Annotated in this window: 13 protein-coding genes; all 13 read left to right on the top strand. The window is 72.5% G+C overall.

Annotation, left to right across the window (positions count from 1 at the left end):
- Positions 1-2 precede the first annotated feature (2 nt).
- The 13 genes from AB0J57_RS03180 to AB0J57_RS03120 all read left to right on the top strand — a co-directional run bounded on the left by AB0J57_RS03180 (position 3) and on the right by AB0J57_RS03120 (position 15,674).
- On the top strand, positions 3-875 hold the full coding sequence (locus AB0J57_RS03180) for a glycosyltransferase (RefSeq protein ID WP_366126462.1): 873 nt from the start codon (positions 3-5) through the stop codon (positions 873-875).
- Positions 876-976: 101 nt separating this feature from the next.
- Complete coding sequence (locus AB0J57_RS03175) at positions 977-1,906, top strand: ABC transporter permease (RefSeq protein WP_366126172.1); 930 nt, start codon at positions 977-979, stop codon at positions 1,904-1,906.
- Complete coding sequence (locus AB0J57_RS03170) at positions 1,899-2,708, top strand: ABC transporter ATP-binding protein (RefSeq protein WP_366126171.1); 810 nt, start codon at positions 1,899-1,901, stop codon at positions 2,706-2,708. The genes AB0J57_RS03175 and AB0J57_RS03170 overlap by 8 nt, the downstream gene beginning before the upstream one ends.
- Positions 2,709-3,123: 415 nt before the next feature.
- Positions 3,124-4,029: a squalene synthase HpnC gene (gene hpnC / locus AB0J57_RS03165; protein ID WP_366126170.1), complete on the top strand. Its 906-nt coding sequence runs from the start codon at positions 3,124-3,126 to the stop codon at positions 4,027-4,029.
- Between the two features lie 8 nt (positions 4,030-4,037).
- Positions 4,038-4,976: a presqualene diphosphate synthase HpnD gene (gene hpnD / locus AB0J57_RS03160; protein WP_366126169.1), complete on the top strand. Its 939-nt coding sequence runs from the start codon at positions 4,038-4,040 to the stop codon at positions 4,974-4,976.
- A 107-nt stretch (positions 4,977-5,083) separates the two neighbouring features.
- Positions 5,084-6,481 (top strand): hydroxysqualene dehydroxylase HpnE, encoded by a 1,398-nt coding sequence (gene hpnE, locus AB0J57_RS03155; RefSeq protein WP_366126168.1) that lies wholly within the window; start codon positions 5,084-5,086, stop codon positions 6,479-6,481.
- Complete coding sequence (locus AB0J57_RS03150) at positions 6,478-7,578, top strand: polyprenyl synthetase family protein (protein WP_366126167.1); 1,101 nt, start codon at positions 6,478-6,480, stop codon at positions 7,576-7,578. Before hpnE ends, AB0J57_RS03150 begins: the two co-directional genes overlap by 4 nt.
- A gap of 119 nt (positions 7,579-7,697) precedes the next feature.
- Entirely contained in the window at positions 7,698-9,698 is a 2,001-nt protein-coding gene (shc, locus tag AB0J57_RS03145) for a squalene--hopene cyclase (protein WP_366126166.1), read from the top strand.
- 89 nt (positions 9,699-9,787) lie between these two features.
- On the top strand, positions 9,788-10,417 hold the full coding sequence (locus AB0J57_RS03140; RefSeq protein ID WP_366126461.1) for a 1-hydroxy-2-methyl-2-butenyl 4-diphosphate reductase: 630 nt from the start codon (positions 9,788-9,790) through the stop codon (positions 10,415-10,417).
- 5 nt (positions 10,418-10,422) lie between these two features.
- Positions 10,423-11,445, top strand: a complete 1,023-nt coding sequence (gene hpnH / locus AB0J57_RS03135; protein WP_366126165.1) for an adenosyl-hopene transferase HpnH — start codon at positions 10,423-10,425, stop codon at positions 11,443-11,445.
- Between the two features lie 221 nt (positions 11,446-11,666).
- A complete protein-coding gene (dxs, locus tag AB0J57_RS03130) occupies positions 11,667-13,601 on the top strand; it encodes a 1-deoxy-D-xylulose-5-phosphate synthase (RefSeq protein WP_366126164.1) in 1,935 nt (644 codons plus the stop codon).
- Positions 13,598-14,983 (top strand): aspartate aminotransferase family protein, encoded by a 1,386-nt coding sequence (locus AB0J57_RS03125; protein WP_366126163.1) that lies wholly within the window; start codon positions 13,598-13,600, stop codon positions 14,981-14,983. Before dxs ends, AB0J57_RS03125 begins: the two co-directional genes overlap by 4 nt.
- A 67-nt stretch (positions 14,984-15,050) precedes the next feature.
- Complete coding sequence (locus tag AB0J57_RS03120) at positions 15,051-15,674, top strand: XRE family transcriptional regulator (protein ID WP_366126162.1); 624 nt, start codon at positions 15,051-15,053, stop codon at positions 15,672-15,674.
- Positions 15,675-15,694 lie beyond the last annotated feature (20 nt).

The following is a 15,694-nucleotide window of genomic DNA, read 5'->3' as shown; positions in this document are numbered from 1 at the left end:
CGATGAAGCTGGGCGCCGTCATCATCACCATGGGCAACCGCCCCGACGACCTCCGTGCCCTGATCGAGTCCGTCCGCAAGCAGGACGGCGACCCGGTCGAGGTCGTCGTGGTCGGCAACGGCGCGCCCGTGACCGGGGTCCCCGAGGGCGTGCGCACCATCGACCTCCCGGAGAACCTGGGCATCCCCGGCGGCCGCAACGTCGGCATCGAGGCCTTCGGCCCCGGCGGCACCGACGTGGACGCCCTGCTCTTCCTGGACGACGACGGGCTGCTGCCGAACACCGACACCGCCGAGCTGGTGCGCCGGGCGTTCGCCGACGACCCGGAGCTGGGCATCATCAGCTTCCGGATCGCCGACCCGGACACCGGCGTCACCCAGCGCCGGCACGTCCCGCGGCTGCGCGCCTCCGACCCGATGCGTTCGTCACGGGTGACGACCTTCCTGGGCGGCGCCAACGCCGTCCGCACGAAGGTGCTGGCCGAGGTGGGCGGGCTGCCGGACGAGTTCTTCTACGCGCACGAGGAGACCGACCTCGCCTGGCGGGCGCTGGACGCCGGCTGGATGATCGACTACCGCGCGGACATGGTCCTGCACCACCCGACGACCGCGCCGTCCCGGCACGCCGTCTACCACCGCATGATCGCCCGCAACCGCGTCTGGCTGGCCCGCCGCAACCTGCCCGCGCCCCTGGTGCCGCTCTACCTCGGCGTCTGGCTGCTGCTCACGCTGGCCCGGCGCCCCTCGCCGCCGGCGCTCAAGGCCTGGTTCGGCGGGTTCAAGGAGGGCTGGACCACTCCGTGCGGGCCGCGCCGCCCCATGAAGTGGCGTACGGTGTGGCGCCTCACCAGACTGGGCCGCCCGCCCGTCATCTGACAAGCTCGTCACCGACAAGTCCGGGGCACCCCGGGGCCTGGCCGCCACCTGACCCGCCCGCCCCCATCTGCCGCGCATCGTGAACACGAAAGTTTCAACCTGTGAGTGAGACAACCCATGACGGAGCGATCGCCGTGACCGCCCCGCCATCGCCGGACGAGGGCCTGTCCCCGGCGGAGCTGGCCGCCAAGTACGGCCTGTCGGTCAGCGGTGCCCGGCCCGGCCTGGCCGAGTACGTCCGGCAGCTCTGGGGGCGCCGTCACTTCATCCTGGCCTTCTCCCAGGCGAAGCTCACGGCCCAGTACAGCCAGGCCAAGCTCGGCCAGCTCTGGCAGGTGGCGACACCGCTGCTGAACGCGGCGGTCTACTTCCTCATCTTCGGCCTGATCCTGAACGCCGGGCGGGGCATGGAGAAAGAGGTCTACATCCCGTTCCTGGTGACGGGCGTCTTCGTCTTCATGTTCACGCAGACGTCCGTGATGTCCGGTGTGCGGGCGATCTCGGGCAACCTGGGCCTGGTGCGGGCGCTGCACTTCCCGCGCGCCTCCCTGCCCATCTCGTTCGCGCTCCAGCAGCTCCAGCAGCTCATGTTCTCCATGATCGTGCTGTTCGTGATCGCGGCGGCGTTCGGCAGCTACCCGTCGATGAGCTGGCTGCTGATCGTCCCGGCGCTGGCGCTGCAGTTCCTCTTCAACGTCGGCCTGTCGCTGATCATGGCCAGGCTCGGCAGCAAGACCCCCGACCTGGCGCAGCTCATGCCGTTCGTCATGCGCACCTGGATGTACGGCTCGGGCGTGATGTTCTCGATCCCGATCATGCTCCAGGACAAGCCGGCCTGGATCGCCGAGGTCCTGATGTACAACCCGGCGGCGATCTACATGGATCTCATCCGGTTCGCGCTGATCGACGGGTACGGCTCCGAGAACCTGCCCTCGCACGTCTGGTTCGCGGCCCTGCTGTGGGCGGTGCTGGTCGGAGTCGCCGGGTTCGTGTACTTCTGGAAGGCAGAGGAGCGGTACGGCCGTGGCTGACCACACCGACGACGTGACCGCGACCGCCGCCGACGGCGCGCGGATCCCCACCGTCATCGCCGACGACGTGCACATCGTGTACCGGGTCAACGGCGGCGGCGGGGGCAAGGGCAGCGCCACCGCCGCGCTCAGCCGGATAATCCGCCGCGACAAGGGAGAGTCCCGTGGCGTGCGCAAGGTGCACGCCGTGCGCGGGGTGTCCTTCACCGCGTACCGGGGCGAGGCCATCGGCCTCATCGGCACCAACGGCTCCGGCAAGTCGACCCTGCTGCGGGCCATCGCGGGCCTGCTGCCCTGCGAGCGCGGCAGGGTCTACACCGACGGCCAGCCGTCGCTGCTGGGCGTGAACGCGGCCCTGATGGGCGACCTGACCGGTGAGCGCAACGTGATCCTCGGCGGCCTGGCGATGGGCATGTCGCGCGAGGAGATCAAGGAGCGCTACCAGGACATCGTCGACTTCTCCGGCATCAACGAGAAGGGCGACTTCATCACCCTGCCGATGCGGACGTACTCCTCGGGCATGGGCGCCCGGCTCCGGTTCGCCATCGCCGCCGCCAAGAACCACGACGTCCTGATGATCGACGAGGCGCTGGCCACGGGTGACCGGAAGTTCCAGATCCGCTCCGAGGAGCGCATCCGGGAGCTGCGCAAGGAGGCCGGCACGGTCTTCCTGGTCAGCCACAGCAACAAGTCGATCAGGGACACCTGTGACCGCGTCCTGTGGCTGGAGAAGGGCGAGCTGCTGATGGACGGCCCCACGGCCGAGGTCCTCAGGGCGTACGAGAAGGAGACCGGCAGGTAGTCCGGCCGGGCCGGACGAGGCCGGGAAGGGCCCCTGCCGGAGCGCGGCGGGGGCCCTCGCGGTGGGTGTGCGCCTGTCGTACCAACCGACCGGGATGCCATGTTTCGGTCAAGTCCCATGCCCCTTGGGGTGGTTGACGTCAAGGGCACGTCTGTTCCCGTGCGTGTAACACCCCGACGCGGTCGCGGACGTTGTACAACGTAAGCTGTACCGGTCTTATTCGCGGCAAGTGGGGCGATATTCCCCGGCCCTCCCGCCGTGCCGGGGCGGTGCCCCACTCCACCGGACCGGCGGCGTGTCCGAAATAGGATGTATTGGGTCGGCAGTGTAGAACGGGAGACGTGACGGCAATGACGGTGAATCCCCAGCCCCGCGTCCGCAAGGGTCCCGCCGTCCCCGCGCCGGGCAGTCCGAAGTGACAGGTGCCCGACAGGTGCGCCCCGACGCCGCCACGCGCGCCACACTGGACAAGGCCGCGCGCGAGAACTTCCCCGTGGCCCCGTTCTTCCTGCCCCGCGCCTGGCGCGACGACCTGATGGCCGTCTACGGCTACGCCCGGCTCGTCGACGACATCGGCGACGGCGACCTGGCCCCCGGCGGCGCCGACGCCCGCCACCTGGGCGCCGAGGGCGAGACGGACCGGCTCGCCCTCCTCGACGCCTTCGAGGCGGACCTGCGGCGCGTTTTCGACGGCACCCCGTCCCACCCGCTGCTGCGCGCCCTCAAGCCCACCGTGCGGCGCCACGCGCTCACCCCCGAGCCGTTCCTCGGCCTGATCGAGGCCAACCGCCAGGACCAGGTCGTACGGCGCTACGAGACGTACGACGGGCTCGCCGCCTACTGCGAGCTCTCCGCCAACCCCGTGGGCCGCCTCGTCCTGGACATCACGGGCACCACCAGCCCCGAACGCGTACGCCACTCGGACGCCATCTGCACCGCCCTCCAGATCGTCGAGCACCTCCAGGACGTCGCCGAGGACCTCGCCCACGACCGGATCTACCTCCCGGCCGAGGACATGAAGCGGTTCCACGTCACCGAGGCCGACCTGGCCCGCCCCACCGCGGGCGCCTCGGTGCGCGCCCTGATCGCCCACGAGGCCGAACGCGCCCGCCGGCTCCTCAACGACGGCACCCCCCTCGTGGGCAGCGTCCGGGGCAGGCTCCGGCTCCTCCTCGCCGGGTTCGTGGGCGGCGGGCACGCCGCGCTCGACGCGATCACGGCCGCCGGACACGACGTACTTCCCGGGCCGCCCAGGGCCGGCCGGGCCGGCCTGCTGCGCGAAGTGGGCACCGTGCTGCGCAGAGCGCGTGGAGAGGGGTGAGCGCCGCCGTGGAGGGACACACCGAGATGCCCGCGCCGGTCGCGGCCGCCTACCGCTACTGCGAGGCCGTCACCGGACAGCAGGCCCGCAACTTCGCCTACGGCATCCGGCTCCTGCCGGCCGGGAAGCGGCAGGCCATGTCGGCGCTGTACGCGTTCTCCCGCCGGGTCGACGACATCGGCGACGGCACCCTCGCCCCCGAGGCCAAGGCCGACCGGCTCGAAGCCACCCGCGAACTGCTCGGCCGCATCCGCGAGGGCGCCGTCGCCGAGGACGACACCGACCCGGTGGCCGTCGCGCTCGCCGACACCGCCCAACGCTTCCCGCTCCCGCTCGGCGGCCTCGACGAGCTCATCGACGGCGTCCTGATGGACGTGCGCGGCGAGACGTACGAGACCTGGGACGACCTCAAGGTGTACTGCCGCTGCGTCGCCGGAGCCATCGGCAGGCTCTCGCTCGCCATCTTCGGCACGACCCCCGGCGCACGCGGCGCGGACCGCGCCCCCGAGTACGCCGATACGCTCGGCCTCGCCCTCCAACTCACCAACATCCTCCGCGACGTTCGCGAGGACGCCGGTACCGGACGCACCTACCTCCCCGCCGACGACCTCGCCAAGTTCGGCTGCTCCGACGGCTTCCGCACCGCCACCCCGCCCCCCGGCGCCGACTTCACCGGCCTCGTCCACTACGAAGTCCGGCGCGCCCGCGCCCTGTTCGCCGAGGGCTACCGCCTGCTGCCCATGCTCGACCGGCGCAGCGGCGCCTGCGTCGCCGCCATGGCCGGCATCTACCGCCGGCTCCTCGACCGCATCGAGCGCGACCCCGAGGCCGTCCTGCGCGGCCGCGTCACCCTGCCCGGCCGCGAGAAGGCGTACGTCGCCGTGCGCGGCCTGTCCGGCCTGGACGCCCGCACCGTCTCCCGCCGGCACCTCAGGAGGCGCGCCTAGATGGCCACGATGCCCGCGACCGGGCCGGCGAACCGGCACAATCGGCGCTCGGCAACCCTCCGCCACCGCCTCGCGTCCCTGACCGCGACGACCCGACGGGAGACCGCATGAGCGACGAGCTGACACCGGGCCACGCCACGCCCAGGCACGCCGTGGTCGTCGGCGGCGGCCTCGCCGGCATCACCGCCGCCCTGCGCCTGGCCGAGTCCGGACTGCGGGTCACGCTCCTCGAAGGCCGCCCCCGCCTCGGCGGTCTCGCCTTCTCCTTCAAGCGCGGCGACCTCGCCGTCGACAACGGCCAGCACGTCTACCTCCGCTGCTGCACCGCCTACCGCTGGTTCCTCGACCGCGTCGGCGGCGCCCGCCTCGCGCCCCTCCAGCGCCGCCTCGACGTACCCGTCCTCGACGTCTCCCACCCGCGCGGCCCCCGCCTCGGCCGGCTGCGCCGCACCAACCTGCCCGTACCGCTCCACCTCGCCGCCAGCCTCGCCGGCTACCCCCACCTCTCGCTCACCGAACGGGCGAGCGTCGGCCGCGTCGCCCTCGCCCTGAGGAAGCTCGACCCGGCCGACCCCGCCCTCGACGGCATCGACTTCGCCACCTGGCTCGCCCGCCAGGGCCAGTCCTCCCGCACCGTCGAAGCCCTGTGGGACCTGATCGGCGTCGCCACCCTCAACGCCACCGCCCCGCACTCCTCCATGGGCCTGGCCGCGATGGTCTTCAAGACCGCCCTCCTGACCGACCCCGGTGCCGCCGACATCGGCTGGGCGCACGTCCCCCTCGGCGACCTGCACGACACGCTCGCCCGCAAGGCGCTCGACGCCGCCGGCGTACGCACCGAACTGCGCGCCAAGGTCACCGCCGTCCTCCCCAGCGCGCACGGCCGCTGGTCCGTCGACGTGCCCGGCGAACGGCTGGAGGCCGACACCGTCGTCCTCGCCGTACCGCAGCGCGAGGCGCACGACCTGCTGCCGCACGGAGCCCTGGACGACCCGGGCAGGCTGCTGGACATCGGCACCGCGCCCATCCTCAACGTCCACGTCCTGTACGACCGCAAGGTGCTGCGCCGCCCGTTCTTCGCCGCGCTCGGCTCCCCGGTCCAGTGGGTCTTCGACCGCACCGACGCCTCCGGATACACCGACGGCCAGTACCTGGCCCTGTCCCAGTCGGCCGCCGAGGACGAGATCGACGAGCCCGTCTCCGTACTCCGCGAGCGCTACCTGCCCGAACTGGAGAGGCTGCTGCCCGCGGCGCGCGGCGCCAAGGTACGGGACTTCTTCGTCACCCGGGAGCGGACAGCGACGTTCGCCCCCGCCCCCGGCGTCGGACGGCTGCGGCCCGGCGCCCGCACCAACGCGCCCGGCCTCCACCTGGCCGGCGCGTGGACCGCCACCGGCTGGCCCGCGACCATGGAGGGCGCCGTACGCAGCGGCTTCACCGCCGCGGGCGCCGCCCTCACGGCCCTCGGCCGCCCCCATGTACATCCGCTCGAGGAGGCGGCATGAGCCTGAGTACTGGAACCAGAGGAGAGACCGTGCCGACTGTGCCCCCGGTGAACCCGGCCGTCGACACCGCGGACGTCACCGCACTGCTGGAGCGGGGCCGGACCATGTCCACCCCCGTCCTGCGCGAGGCGGTGAAGCGGCTCGCGCCGCCCATGGACACCGTCGCCGCCTACCACTTCGGCTGGATCGACGCCCACGGGCTGCCCGCCGACGGCGACAGCGGCAAGGCCGTACGCCCCGCCCTCGCCCTGCTGTCCGCCGAGGCGGCGGGCGTGGCGCCCGAGGTCGGCATCCCCGGCGCGGTCGCCGTGGAGCTCGTGCACAACTTCTCCCTGCTCCACGACGACCTGATGGACGGCGACGAGCAGCGCCGCCACCGCGACACCGTGTGGAAGGTCCACGGCCCGGCGCAGGCCATCCTCGTCGGCGACGCGCTGTTCGCCCTCGCCAACGAGCTGCTGCTGGAGCTCGGCACCGTCGAGGCCGGCCGCGCCACCCGCCGGCTCACCACCGCCACCCGCAAGCTCATCGACGGCCAGGCCCAGGACATCTCCTACGAGCACCGCGAGCGGGTCACCGTCGAGGAGTGCCTGGTGATGGAGGGCAACAAGACCGGCGCCCTGCTCGCCTGCGCCTGCTCCATCGGCGCCGTCCTCGGCGGCGCCGACGACCGCACCGCCGACACCCTGGAGGCGTACGGCTACCACCTCGGCCTCGCCTTCCAGGCCGTCGACGACCTGCTCGGCATCTGGGGCGACCCGGAGGCCACGGGCAAGCAGACCTGGAGCGACCTGCGCCAGCGCAAGAAGTCCCTCCCGGTCGTCGCCGCCCTCGCCGCCGGCGGACCGGCCTCCGAGCGCCTCGGCGAACTGCTCGCGGCCGACGCCAAGAACCCCGACCTCGACAGCTTCTCCGAGGAGGAGTTCGCCATGCGCGCGGCCCTCATCGAGGAGGCGGGCGGCCGCGCCTGGACCTCCGAGGAGGCCCGCCGGCAGCACGCCGTCGCCATCGAGGCGCTGCACCGCGTCGACATGCCCGAACAGGTCCGCGCCCAGCTCACCGCCCTCGCGGACTTCGTCGTCGTACGCAAGCGATGACCGCCACCGGGAGCATGCCCCGCACCATATGAATCGCTAGTCGCCGGCCGGTGCAGCACCGCGCACCGGCCGACGGCCCACCCGCAGCCGCAGAACGCCAACTGCACGAAGGGGAAGCCATGACAGCGACGACCGACGGAAGCACCGGGGCCCTGGAGCCCCGCGCCCCCTCGGCCACCGGAACGACCACCACCACGGCCACGACCGCCCCGAGCGACGTACGGGAAGTCGCCGGGCGGGCCGCCCAACGCTCCATCGACCACCTCCTCGCCCGGCAGGACGACGAGGGCTGGTGGAAGGGCGACCTGGAGACCAACGTCACCATGGACGCCGAGGACCTCCTGCTACGGCAGTTCCTCGGCGTCCAGGACGAGGCGACCACCCGCGCCGCCGCCCTCCACATCCGCGGCGAACAACGCGAGGACGGCACCTGGGCCACCTTCTACGGCGGCCCCGGCGAGCTGTCCGCCACCGTCGAGGCGTACGTCGCACTCCGCCTGGCCGGCGACCGGCCCGACGAGCCGCACATGGCCCGCGCCGCCGCCTGGATCCGCGACCAGGGCGGCATCGCCGCCGCCCGCGTCTTCACCCGCATCTGGCTGGCGCTGTTCGGCTGGTGGAGGTGGGAGGACCTGCCCGAGCTGCCGCCCGAGCTGATCTTCCTGCCGAAGTGGTTCCCGCTCAACATCTACGACTTCGGCTGCTGGGCCCGCCAGACGATCGTGCCCCTCACCGTCGTCTCCGCCAAGCGGCCCGTCCGCCCCGCGCCCTTCGCCCTCGACGAGCTGCACACCGACCCCCGCGTCCCCAACCCGCCCAAGCCCCTGGCACCCGTGGGGAGTTGGGAGGGCGCCTTCCAGCGGCTGGACAAGGCGCTGCGCATGTACCACAGCGTCGCCCCGCGCCCGCTGCGCAAGGCGGCCATGAACAGCGCCGCCCGCTGGATCATCGAGCGGCAGGAGAACGACGGCTGCTGGGGCGGCATCCAGCCACCCGCCGTCTACTCCCTCATCGCGCTCCACCTGCTCGGCTACGACCTGGAGCACCCGGTGATGCGCGCCGGCCTGGAGTCGCTCGACCGGTTCGCCGTGTGGCGCGACGACGGCGCCCGCATGATCGAGGCCTGCCAGTCACCCGTCTGGGACACCTGCCTGGCCACCATCGCGCTCGCCGACGCCGGGCTGCGCCCCGACCACCCGGCGCTCGTCAAGGCCGCCGACTGGATGCTGGGCGAGGAGATCGTCCGCCCCGGCGACTGGGCCGTCCGCCGGCCCGGACTCACCCCCGGCGGCTGGGCGTTCGAGTTCCACAACGACACCTACCCCGACATCGACGACACCGCCGAGGTCATCCTCGCGCTGCGCCGCGTCAAGCACCCGCACCCGGAGCAGGTCGAGGCGGCCGTCCGGCGCGGCGCCAACTGGACGGCCGGAATGCAGTCGCGCGACGGGGCGTGGGCCGCTTTCGACGCCGACAACACCAGCCCCTTCCCCAACCGGCTGCCGTTCTGCGACTTCGGCGAGGTCATCGACCCGCCGTCGGCCGACGTCACCGCGCACGTGGTGGAGATGCTGGCGCACGAGGGCAAGGCCCACCACCCCCGCACCCGCCGGGGAATCGCCTGGCTGCTGGCCGAACAGGAGGCGAGCGGCGCCTGGTTCGGGCGCTGGGGCGTCAACTACGTGTACGGCACCGGATCGGTGGTGCCCGCCCTCACCGCGGCCGGGCTGCCCACCTCGCACCCCGCGATCCGGCGCGCCGTCGCCTGGCTGGAGTCCGTCCAGAACGACGACGGGGGCTGGGGCGAGGACCTGCGCTCCTACCGGGAGCAGGAGTGGATCGGCCACGGCGCCTCCACCGCCTCGCAGACGGCGTGGGCGCTGATGGCCCTGCTGGCGGCCGGGGAGCGGGAGTCCAAGGCCGTGGAGCGGGGCGTGATGTGGCTGGCCGGGACCCAGCGGGAGGACGGCTCCTGGGACGAGCCGTACTTCACCGGCACCGGCTTCCCCTGGGACTTCTCCATCAACTACCACCTGTACCGGCAGGTCTTCCCGCTGACCGCGCTCGGCCGGTACGTCAACGGCGAACCGGTGGTCGGCCGGCTCGGCAAGGGGGCCTGATGGCGGCAGAACCGGAGCCTTCCGGTTCCGCTTACCCCCCGGCGCCCGTGCCGCTGCCCGTGCCGTCGCCGGTGCCGGTCGCCGCGCCGATGCTGATCGCCTGCGCGCTCGGCATCGAGCAGCTCGCGCTGCGCAGCGGCCGCAGGCGGCACGGTGCCTCGTCGCCCGGCCCGGTGACCGTGCTGCGTACGGGCATGGGCCCGGCGAACGCCCAGCGTGCCGTCACCCGGGCGCTGGAGGGCGGGGAGCTGCGCGGCGCGGCGGTCGTCGCGTCCGGGTTCTGCGCCGGGCTGGAGCCGGGCATGCACCCGGGCGACCTGGTGGTCGCCGACGAGACCCGGGGCCCGGGCGGCTCGACCCCGTGCACGGGCACGGAGCTGCTGGTCGAGGCGCTGGCGCGGGCGGTGCCCGGACGCACCGTCCACACCGGCCCGCTGACCGGCTCCGACCACGTCGTACGGGGCCAGGAGCGGGCCCAGCTCCGGGGCACGGGGGCGATCGCGGTCGACATGGAGTCCGCCGCCACCCTGCGCAGCGCGCTGAGCACGGGCCTGAAGTCGCGCCCGGTTGCGGCCGTACGAGTGGTCGTGGACGCTCCGGAGCACGAGCTCGTCCGGATCGGCACGGTGCGCGGGGGAATATCGGCCTTCCGTGTTCTCCGTTCCGTACTGCCCGCTTTCTTTGAATGGCACCGTTCTTTGCTGCTCCCCAGGAGGTGAGCCAGATGGCCATGCCGCTTCGTCAGACCATCCGGGTAGGGACCTATCTCTTCGAACAGAAGCTGCGCAAGCGGAAGAAGTTCCCGCTCATCGTCGAACTGGAGCCGCTCTACGCGTGCAACCTCAAATGCGAGGGCTGCGGGAAGATCCAGCACCCGGCGGGAGTCCTGAAGCAGCGCATGCCGGTCGCGCAGGCGGTCGGGGCGGTCCTGGAGTCCGGCGCGCCGATGGTGTCCATCGCGGGCGGCGAGCCGCTGATGCACCCGCAGATCGACGAGATCGTGCGTCAGCTCGTGGCCAAGCGGAAGTACGTCTTCCTCTGCACCAACGCCCTGCTGCTGCGCAAGAAGATCCAGGACTTCACGCCGTCGCCGTACTTCGCCTTCGCCGTGCACATCGACGGCCTGCGCGAACGGCATGACGAGTCGGTGGCCAAGGAGGGCGTGTTCGACGAGGCGGTGGCGGCCATCAAGGAGGCCAAGCGGCGTGGCTTCCGGGTCACCACCAACTCCACCTTCTTCAACACCGACACCCCGCAGACCGTCATCGAGGTCCTCAACTTCCTCAACGACGACCTGAAGGTCGACGAGATGATGATCTCGCCCGCGTACGCCTACGAGAAGGCACCCGACCAGGAACACTTCCTGGGCGTCGAACAGACCCGCGAGCTGTTCCGCAAGGCCTTCGCGGGCGGCAACCGGCGGCGCTGGCGGCTGAACCACTCGCCGCTCTTCCTGGACTTCCTGGAGGGCAAGGCCGACTTCCCGTGCACCGCCTGGGCGATCCCCAACTACTCGCTCTTCGGCTGGCAGCGGCCCTGCTACCTGATGGCCGACGGCTACGTCTCGTCGTACCGCGAGCTCGTCGAGGAGACCGACTGGGACAAGTACGGCCGCGGCAAGGACGAGCGCTGCGCCAACTGCATGGCGCACTGCGGCTACGAACCGACCGCCGTCCTGGCCACCATGGGCTCGCTGAAGGAGTCCCTGCGCGCCGCCCGCGAGACCGTCTCCGGAAGCCGGGGGTGAGGTGATGCCGCAGCCGCCGGGCGCCGGGCCGCCCGGCCTGCCGCCCCGGCCGCTCGCCGTGCGCCGGGCCTCCCGGCGCCATCCCGGCGCATCCGGGCCGGCTCGGTGACCGCCGGCGGACGGCAGAGCACGCCCGAGAAGCCGACCTGAGCAAAGCCGAGCCGACCTGAGCCGAGAAGCCGACCTGAGCCGAGCCGACCGCAGCAGAGAGGGGCCCGAGCGTGACGATTCTCGAGACCATTCGAGGGCCGCGCGACCTCAAGGCGCTTGACAGCGCACAGCTCGACGAACTGGCGGAGGAAATCCGGGAGTTCCTCATCCACGCCGTGGCACGGACCGGCGGCCACCTCGGCCCCAACCTGGGCGTCGTGGAGCTCACCATCGCCCTGCACCGGGTCTTCGACTCGCCCGTCGACCGCGTTCTCTGGGACACCGGCCACCAGAGCTACGTACACAAACTGCTCACCGGCCGGCAGGACTTCTCCAAGCTGCGCGGCAAGGGCGGCCTGTCCGGCTACCCCTCCCGCGAGGAGTCCGAGCACGACGTCATCGAGAACTCCCACGCCTCCACCGTGCTGGGCTGGGCCGACGGCCTGGCCAAGGCGCGCGACCTGCGCGGCCGCACCGACCACGTCGTCGCCGTCATCGGCGACGGGGCGCTCACCGGCGGCATGGCGTGGGAGGCGCTCAACAACATCGCCGCTGCCAAGGACCGGCCGCTGATCGTCGTCGTCAACGACAACGAGCGCTCCTACGCCCCGACGATCGGCGGCCTCGCCGGGCACCTCTCCACCCTCCGTACCACCGACGGCTATGAACGGTTCCTCGCCTGGGGCAAGGACGTCCTCCGTCACACCCCCGTCATCGGACCGCCGCTGTACGGGTCGCTGCACGGCGCCAAGAAGGGCTTCAAGGACTTCATCGCGCCCCAGGGCATGTTCGAGGACCTCGGCCTGAAGTACGTCGGCCCCATCGACGGGCACGACGTCGCGGCCGTGGAAACGGCACTGCGCCGCGCCAAGCGCTTCCACGGCCCCGTCCTCGTCCACTGCCTGACCCAGAAGGGCCACGGCTACGGGCCCGCCCTGGAGGACGAGGCCGACCGGTTCCACGCCGTCGGCGCCATGGACCCGCTCACCTGCGAGCCGCTCGCGCCCGCCGCCGGGCCGTCCTGGACGTCCGTGTTCGGCGACGCCATCGCCGAGATCGGCGCCGAGCGGCCGGACGTCGTCGCCCTCACGGCCGCGATGCTGCACCCGGTCGGGCTGACGAAGTTCGCCGAACGGTTCCCCGACCGGGTGTGGGACGTCGGCATCGCCGAGCAGCACGCCGCCGTCTGCGCGGCCGGGCTCGCGACCGGCGGGCTGCACCCGGTCGTCGCCGTCTACGCCACCTTCCTCAACCGGGCCTTCGACCAGCTCCTGATGGACGTGGCCCTGCACCGGTGCGGCGTCACCTTCGTCCTGGACCGGGCGGGCGTGACCGGCGTGGACGGCCCCTCGCACAACGGGGTGTGGGACCTGTCGGTGCTCCAGGCCGTGCCCGGGCTCCGGATCGCCGCCCCGCGCGACGCCGGCGAACTGCGCGCCCAGCTCCGCGAGGCGGTCGACGTGGACGACGCGCCGACCGTGCTGCGCTTCCCGAAGGAGCCGGTGGGGGCCGCCGTGCCCGCCGTCGGCCGGATCGGCGGCATGGACGTCCTGCACCGGCCGGACACCGGTCCGGTCACGGGCCCGGTCGCCGGTCCGGACGACGCGGGCCCGGACGTGCTGCTCGTGGCCGTCGGCGTCATGGCGCCCGTCTGCCTCGGCGCGGCCGGGCTGCTCGCGGAGCGCGGCGTCCGCTGCACGGTCGTCGACCCGCGCTGGGTCAAGCCCGTCGACGAGCAGCTCGCCCCGCTGGCGGACAGCCACCGGCTGGTCGCCGTCGTCGAGGACAACAGCCGCAGCGGCGGCGTCGGCTGGGCGGTCGGACAGGCGCTGCGGGACGCCGGGGTCGACGTACCGCTGCGGACCTTCGGCGTCCCGGAACAGTTCCTGGCACACGCCAAGCGCGGTGAGGTGCTGGCCGACATCGGTCTCACCCCGGTGGAGATCGCGGGACGCATCAGCGCAGCGCTGGCACGCACGTCGGCAGGCAAGGAGAACGAAGCATGAGCAAGAAGTTCGATCTGGCGGCGCTGCTCGCCGACCGCCGCGGCGAGGGCTACGACCTGCACGCCCGCCACCTCAACCCCACGTTGCCGCGCATGCTCCACACGATCGGCTTCGACAAGGTCTACGAGCGTGCCGAGGGCGCCTACTTCTGGGACGCCGACGGCAACGACTACCTCGACATGCTCGCCGGCTTCGGCGTCATGGGCCTGGGCCGGCACCATCCCGTCGTCCGCAAGGCCCTCCACGACGTCCTCGACGCGGAGCTGGCCGACCTCACCCGCTTCGACTGCCCCGTCCTGCCCGGTCTGCTCGCCGAGAAGCTGCTCACGTACTCGCCGCACCTGGACCGTGTGTTCTTCTCCAACAGCGGTACGGAGGCGGTGGAGACCGCGCTGAAGTTCGCCCGGTACGCCACCGGCAGGCCCCGCGTCCTGTACTGCGCGCACGCCTTCCACGGGCTGACCGCCGGCTCCCTCTCGGTCAACGGGGAGAGCTGCTTCCGCGACGGCTTCGAACCGCTGCTGCCCGACACCGCCATCGAGCTCGGCGACCTGAGCGCGCTGGAGCGGGAGCTGAAGCGGGGCGACGTGGCCGCCTTCATCGTCGAACCCATCCAGGGCAAGGGCGTCCACGAGACCCCGCCCGGTTTCCTGCGCGCCGCACAGGACCTGCTCCACCGGCACAAGGCGCTGCTGATCGCCGACGAGGTCCAGACCGGCCTCGGCCGCACCGGCACCTTCTACGGCTACCAGCACGAGGACGGCGTCGAGCCGGACCTGGTGTGCGTCGCCAAGGCGCTCTCCGGCGGCTACGTGCCGGTCGGGGCCACCCTCGGCACCGACTGGATCTTCAAGAAGGTCTACTCGTCACTGGACCGGGTGCTCGTCCACTCGGCCAGCTTCGGGTCGAATGCCCAGGCCATGGCGGCGGGGCTCGCCGTCCTGTCCGTCCTGGACGACGAGGAGATCGTGGCGAACGCCCGGCGGACCGGTGAGCTGCTGAAGTCACGGCTCACCGCGCTCGTCGACCGCTACGAGATGCTCCACGAGGTGCGCGGCCGGGGCCTGATGATCGGGCTCGAATTCGGCCGCCCGTCCTCGCTCGGGCTGCGCAGCCGCTGGACGATGCTCCAGGCGGCCCGCAAGGGTCTGTTCGCCCAGATGGTCGTGGTCCCGCTGCTGCAACGGCACCGCATCCTCACCCAGGTCTCGGGCGACCGGCTGGAGGTGATCAAGCTGATCCCGCCGCTGATCATCGGGGAGCGGGAGGTGGACCGGTTCGTGGCGGCGTTCACCGCCGTCATGGACGAGGCGCACAGCGGTGGCGGTCTGATCTGGGACTTCGGCCGGACGCTGGTGAAGCAGGCGATCGCCAACCGCTGAGCCCCCGGGGTTTTGCCTCTGAGGCAAGAAATTTGCCTGACAGGGAAGGCCCTGGCGCAATGGAGGCATGAGCACTTCCTCCGAGGCGCCGTCGGGCGCAGCGGCACCCGGCGCGCTGCCGGACGTCGCGCCCCAGCTCCGGGCGCTGCGGCGGCGCCGGGGACTGACCCTGGAGGCCGCCGCGCAGCGCGCCGGGCTCTCGCCGGCCCACCTGTCACGGCTGGAGACCGGCCGCCGCCAGCCGTCGCTGCCCATGCTGCTCGGTCTCGCCCGCGTCTACGGTACGACCGTTTCCGAGCTGCTGGGCGAGGTGCCGCCGGAGCGCGACCCGATCGTCCGGGGCGGCCGGGCCGAGCCCGCCGGGGCGGACGGCTGGGTCTACCACCAGGCCGGCGGCCCCGGGCGCGCCATGCAGGCGCTGCGCGTCCAGGTCCCGTACGCCACCCAGGGCGACCTCGTGCGCGTACACCCGGGGGAGGAGTGGCTGTACGTCCTCGGCGGCCGGGTGCGGCTCGCCCTCGGGGAGGACGTGCACGTCCTCGACCCCGGGGACAGCGCGCACTTCGACTCGCTCACCCCGCACCGGATCGGCGCCGCCACGCGCGGCGGGGCGGAGCTGCTGTTCGTCCACACCCTCATGCAGAGCGCCGCTGCCGACCTGTGCCTCGGCGTGGACGCCCACCGCCGCTGACCTTCGATCGGAGAGATCCG

It is taken from the genome of Streptomyces sp. NPDC049837 (assembly GCF_040674455.1).
In the GTDB taxonomy this organism is placed as follows: domain Bacteria; phylum Actinomycetota; class Actinomycetes; order Streptomycetales; family Streptomycetaceae; genus Streptomyces.
Note: the sequence above shows the minus strand (reverse complement) of the source record. Positions and strands in the feature narration are given on the sequence as shown.